The 5359-nt window shown below is 45.3% G+C and carries 4 protein-coding genes; all 4 read left to right on the forward strand.

Annotation, left to right across the window (positions count from 1 at the left end):
• Positions 1 to 427: 427 nt before the first annotated feature.
• The 4 genes from ACM0OX_RS34915 to fabD all read left to right on the forward strand — a co-directional run bounded on the left by ACM0OX_RS34915 (position 428) and on the right by fabD (position 5297).
• Positions 428 to 1909: a leucyl aminopeptidase gene (locus tag ACM0OX_RS34915; RefSeq protein ID WP_414519707.1), complete on the forward strand. Its 1482-nt coding sequence runs from the start codon at positions 428 to 430 to the stop codon at positions 1907 to 1909.
• Between the two features lie 241 nt (positions 1910 to 2150).
• Positions 2151 to 3173: a phosphate acyltransferase PlsX gene (gene plsX, locus ACM0OX_RS34920; protein WP_289796733.1), complete on the forward strand. Its 1023-nt coding sequence runs from the start codon at positions 2151 to 2153 to the stop codon at positions 3171 to 3173.
• A gap of 168 nt (positions 3174 to 3341) precedes the next feature.
• Complete coding sequence (locus ACM0OX_RS34925; RefSeq protein WP_414519709.1) at positions 3342 to 4334, forward strand: beta-ketoacyl-ACP synthase 3; 993 nt, start codon at positions 3342 to 3344, stop codon at positions 4332 to 4334.
• 81 nt (positions 4335 to 4415) lie between these two features.
• Complete coding sequence (gene fabD / locus ACM0OX_RS34930) at positions 4416 to 5297, forward strand: ACP S-malonyltransferase (RefSeq protein WP_414519710.1); 882 nt, start codon at positions 4416 to 4418, stop codon at positions 5295 to 5297.
• Positions 5298 to 5359: the final 62 nt, after the last annotated feature.

Genomic DNA, 5359 nt, shown 5'->3' on the forward strand with positions numbered 1-5359 from the left:
TCTGAGGTGGATTAACGAGGATCAAAGACTCGTTAACGGAGTTCTGAGGTGGATTAACGAGGATCAAAGACTCGTTAACGGAGTTCTGAGGTGGATTAACGAGGATCAAAGACTCGTTAACGGAGTTCTGAGGTGGATTAACGAGGATCAAAGACTCGTTAACGGAGTTCTGAGGTAGATTGACGAGGATCAAAGACTCGTTAACGGAGTTCTAAGGTGGATTGACGAGGATCAAAGACTCGTTAACGGAGTTCTGAGGTGGATTGACGAGTATCAAAGACTCATTAATTAGTGCTATTTATACTAATTGGCTAAATTATAGCTACTGACCCTTGCTTACCCATGCCCAATACCCACTCCCCTCACCATGAAACCAGAATTTTGAGCAATACTGGTACAAGAAGGAATATTTACACAAAATCCCAAAATGACAATTCAACCTAGTGATAAGCCTTTACTAGAGTGGGCAGGCGATAGTTTGGCAATTGGATTATTTGAAGATGCAGTAGAGTTAACCGGAGAACTAGCAACTTTAGATCAAAAGTTTTCTGGAGTCTTAAAAGAACTGATTACTGAAGAAGAATTTAAAGGTAAAGCCAATAGCACTATTTTCACCCGTGTAAATGCTGGTAGCCCAGTGCGGAAATTGATTTTAGTAGGTCTAGGCAAACCAGATGCACTAAAATTAGATACTCTGCGCCGTGCTGCTGCGGCTGTAGCTAGGGTAGGAAAAAAGCAGAAAAGCAAAATTTTGGGTTTTAGTTTTCCATTGTGGAATAACGATCCAGCAGCCAGCGCCCAAGCGATCGCAGAAGGTGTGGAATTAGCACTTTACCAAGATATTCGCTTTAAATCCGAACCAGAAGATAAAGGTTCACAAATAGAAAGTGTAGATTTACTGGGTTTCGGTGGACAAGAAGCCGCCATCACCCGCGCCAATCAAATTGTATCCGGGGTAAATTTGGCACGGCAATTAGTCGCAGCGCCAGCCAACGCAGTCACACCAATTACTTTAGCGGAAACTGCTCAAGCGATCGCCAAGGAATACGGTTTGCAACTAGAAATTCTGGAGCGAGAAGACTGTGAAAAGTTAGGCATGGGTGCATTTTTGGGAGTAGCCCAAGCTTCCGATTTGCCACCGAAATTTATTCACCTAACTTACAAGCCAGAAGGTACACCCAAAAAGAAATTAGCAATTATTGGTAAAGGTTTAACCTTCGACTCCGGCGGACTCAATATTAAAGGTGCTGGTAGCGGCATCGAAACCATGAAAATTGATATGGGCGGTGCAGCTGCTACCTTGGGCGCAGCCAAAGCAATTGCTCAAATTAAGCCAGATTCGGAAGTTCACTTTATCTCAGCAGCGACCGAAAACATGATTAGCGGCCATGCCATGCACCCTGGAGACGTTCTCACAGCATCAAATGGCAAAACAATTGAAGTCAACAACACCGACGCAGAAGGACGTTTGACCCTCGCAGATGCCTTGGTGTATGCCGACAAATTGGGATTAGATGCGATCGTTGATTTAGCCACCCTGACTGGTGCCAACGTCATTGCCTTGGGTGAGGATATTGCTGGTTTATATACTCCCGATGAAGCTGTCGCTTCCCAAATCGAAAAAGCTGCGGAAACTTCAGGAGAAAAGATTTGGCGGATGCCAATGGAAGAAAAATATTTTGAAGGGCTAAAATCTGGTATAGCGGACATGAAAAATACAGGGCCGCGTCCAGGTGGTGCAATTACTGCTGCCCTTTTCCTCAAGCAATTCGTCAAACAAACCCCTTGGGCGCACATAGATATTGCCGGCCCAGTATGGACAGATAAAGAAAATGGTTACAACAGCGCAGGGGCAACTGGTTACGGCGTTCGGACGCTAGTTGATTGGGTACTGGGAAGTGGGGAATAGGGAGTGAAGAAGGGAATAGGGTACAGGTTACAGGGTACAGATTATTCCCTATCACCTGTCACCTTTCCCCTAATGTCAATGCCCCATACCCAATGCCCAATACCCAACAATTCGTGCTATCTTGAGCTTGCCAGCAAAAATTGTTGCAATAGTAACAGAATTAATTTGGCTGTCAGAAAGTTAAGCTTTTTCGGGCTTTGCCATCTGGTAAAATTTGTAAGGTTTCTAGAAGCTGTGAGCAATGGGATCGACTCGCGTACGGATCGCAATTGACGCAATGGGAGGGGATCATGCACCCGGTGAAATCGTTGCTGGCGCATTGCGGGCAAGAGAAGAATTGGGTGTAGATATATTGTTGGTTGGCGATCCCCAACAAATAGAAGCTGCCTTGCCATCAAAAACAAGTTTAGGGCAGGTGGAGATCGTAACTGCGGAGGAGGCGATCGCAATGGATGAGGAGCCTTTAAATGCAGTTAGACGCAAACGCAAGGCTTCTATTAATGTGGCGATGGATTTAGTCAAGCAGGAAAAGGCAGATGCCGTATTTTCTGCCGGCCACTCTGGGGCAGCTATGGCATCGGCTTTGCTCCGCTTAGGACGATTGCCAGGAATCGATCGCCCAGCGATCGGGACAGTTTTCCCCACGATTATTGCTGGTAAGCCAGTGCTAGTACTTGATGTCGGCGCAAATGTAGATTGCCGCCCCAAGTTTTTAGAGCAGTTTGGCGTTATGGGATCGGCTTACAGTAAGTATGTCTTGGGTACAGCTGAACCGAAAGTGGGTTTGTTGAATATCGGTGAAGAAGACTCGAAAGGCAATGATGCAGCAGTCCGCGCCCACCAACTGCTACGCGAAAATTCCCAAATTAATTTTATTGGCAATGCTGAAGGGCGTGATGTGCTTTCTGGTCGCTTTGATGTGATTGTCTGCGATGGCTTTGTAGGTAATGTATTGTTAAAATTTGCCGAAGCCGTCGGAGAAGTGATTCTGCAAATTTTGCGGGAAGAATTACCCCAAGGGTTGCACGGTCAAATCGGTTCAGCACTCTTAAAACCAAACCTGAAGCGGATTAAGCAGCGAATGGATCACGCAGAACATGGTGGTGCTTTGCTCTTAGGCGTGGCAGGAGTCTGTTTTATCGGTCACGGTAGCTCCCAAGCACCTTCAATTTTTAATGCAATTCGCATGGCAAAAGAAGCTGTTGACAACCAGGTGATACAACGAATTCAGTCCCAATATATCCTAGAGCGCGAGAGCGGTTAGTCATTGGTCATTGGTCACTTGTACTGAGCGACTCGTGCCGAGCGGAGCCGAGGTAAGTCGAAGTATTAGTCATTGGTCATTTGTAAAGGACAACTGACAACTGACAAAGGACAACTGACAAAGGACAAAGGACAAAGGACAAAAAGCTGATAGCTTGGGAGATTAAGAGTGCAAAACTTAGGCGTAGCAATCACCGGAAGCGGCTCGGCAGTACCAGCAACTTCCCTACACAACGATACATTGAGTGAACTAGTTGAAACATCAGATGAGTGGATTGCCACAAGAACGGGAATTCGTCAACGACGATTAGCTCTGCCATCTGAGTCCTTGAGTGTACTCGCTACTGCCGCCAGCAGTCAGGCGATCGCAGCTGCGGGAATTAAACCAGAAGACCTAGACTTGATTCTGCTAGCGACTTCCACCCCTGATGATTTGTTTGGTAGTGCTTGTCAAGTACAAGCTAAATTGGGAGCTACCAACGCAGTAGCTTTTGACTTAACCGCTGCCTGCTCCGGCTTTGTGTTTGGTTTGGTTACAGCAGCTCAATACCTTAGAACTGGTGTTTACAGAAATGTATTGTTGATCGGGGCAGATATCCTCTCTCGCTGGGTAGATTGGGAAGATCGCCGGACTTGTGTATTGTTTGGTGACGGTGCTGGAGCAGTGGTGTTACAAGCTGCCAAAAGCGATCGCTTACTAGGATTTGCCCTTAAAAGTGATGGTACTCAAAATCATTATCTCAACCTTGCTTATGCAGGTACTTCACAAGAATTGCTGACTGATATAAATATCACCAAAGGCACTTACCAACCGATTACGATGAACGGCAAAGAAGTCTATCGTTTTGCCGTGCAAAAAGTGCCAGAAATCATTGATAAAGCCTTGTTTCAAGCCAATATCAGCGTCGATCAAATAGATTGGCTGATATTGCATCAAGCCAATCAGCGGATTATCGATGCCGTTGCCCAACGGCTAAACATCCCAGAACATAAAGTTATAAGTAATCTCGCCCAGTACGGCAATACCTCAGCTGCTTCCATCCCGTTAGCTTTAGATGAAGCGGTACGACAAGGTAAAATTAAACCAAATGACATCGTTGCGACATCCGGCTTTGGTGCCGGTCTTACCTGGGGCGCGGCAATCTTTCAATGGGGAAAATAAATATTTTGTCATTAGTCATTTGTTCTTTGTGAATGACAAATGACCAATGACTAATGACCAATGACCACTGACTATTGACAAATGACAAAAACTGCATGGGTGTTTCCCGGACAAGGTTCCCAAACGCTGGGAATGGGAATGGATTTACTAGATATACCGTCCGCTAAAGACAAGCTTGCCAAAGCTGAGGATATTTTGGGCTGGTCTGTAACTGAAATTTGTCAAACTCAAGAAGAGAAGTTATCACAGACGCTATATACTCAGCCAAGTCTTTATGTGGTTGAAAGCATTCTTGCTGACCTGCTTCGAGAACGAGGACATCAGCCAGATTTAGTTGCTGGCCACAGTTTGGGAGAATATACTGCTCTTTATGTAGCGGGTGTCTTTGAGTGGTCGGCTGGTTTATATCTGGTGAAGCGTCGTGCAGAACTCATGGATAGTTCCGTCAGTGGGATGATGGCGGCTTTGATGAACTTTGACCGCGAACAGCTAGAAAAAGTCATTTCTCTAACGTCTGATGTGGTGATAGCAAATGATAATAGTTCGGCTCAGGTGGTAATTTCAGGCACGACTGAGGCTGTACAAGCGGTGATGACTCAAGTTAAAGCAAAGCGTGCGGTTCCCCTAAAAGTTTCTGGAGCATTTCATTCACATTTAATAGCGCCAGCAGCTGCGGAATTCCAAGACATTCTAGAATCTGTGGAATTTCAGCCAGCTATTGTACCAGTGCTGTCTAATGTAGAACCAATTCCATCTATTGATGCCGAGATTTTAAAGCAACGCTTGAATAAACAAATGACTGGTTCTGTAAGATGGCGAGAAAGTTGTCTGCAATTACCAGTTAACGGTATCGAGCGAGTAATGGAAATTGGCCCTGGTAAAGTCCTAACTGGCTTGATTAAACGTAATAGCCCTGATTTGATTTTACAAAACATCCAGAGTGCTAGTGATTTACCTGTTTAATTTTTTTGTAACCGTTCACAGGATAGGAAACGCTACAGTCAAAAATGGGGTACTGAGGTGGT

This window comes from Nostoc sp. PCC 9305 (assembly GCF_963920915.1).
GTDB lineage: Bacteria > Cyanobacteriota > Cyanobacteriia > Cyanobacteriales > Nostocaceae > Nostoc.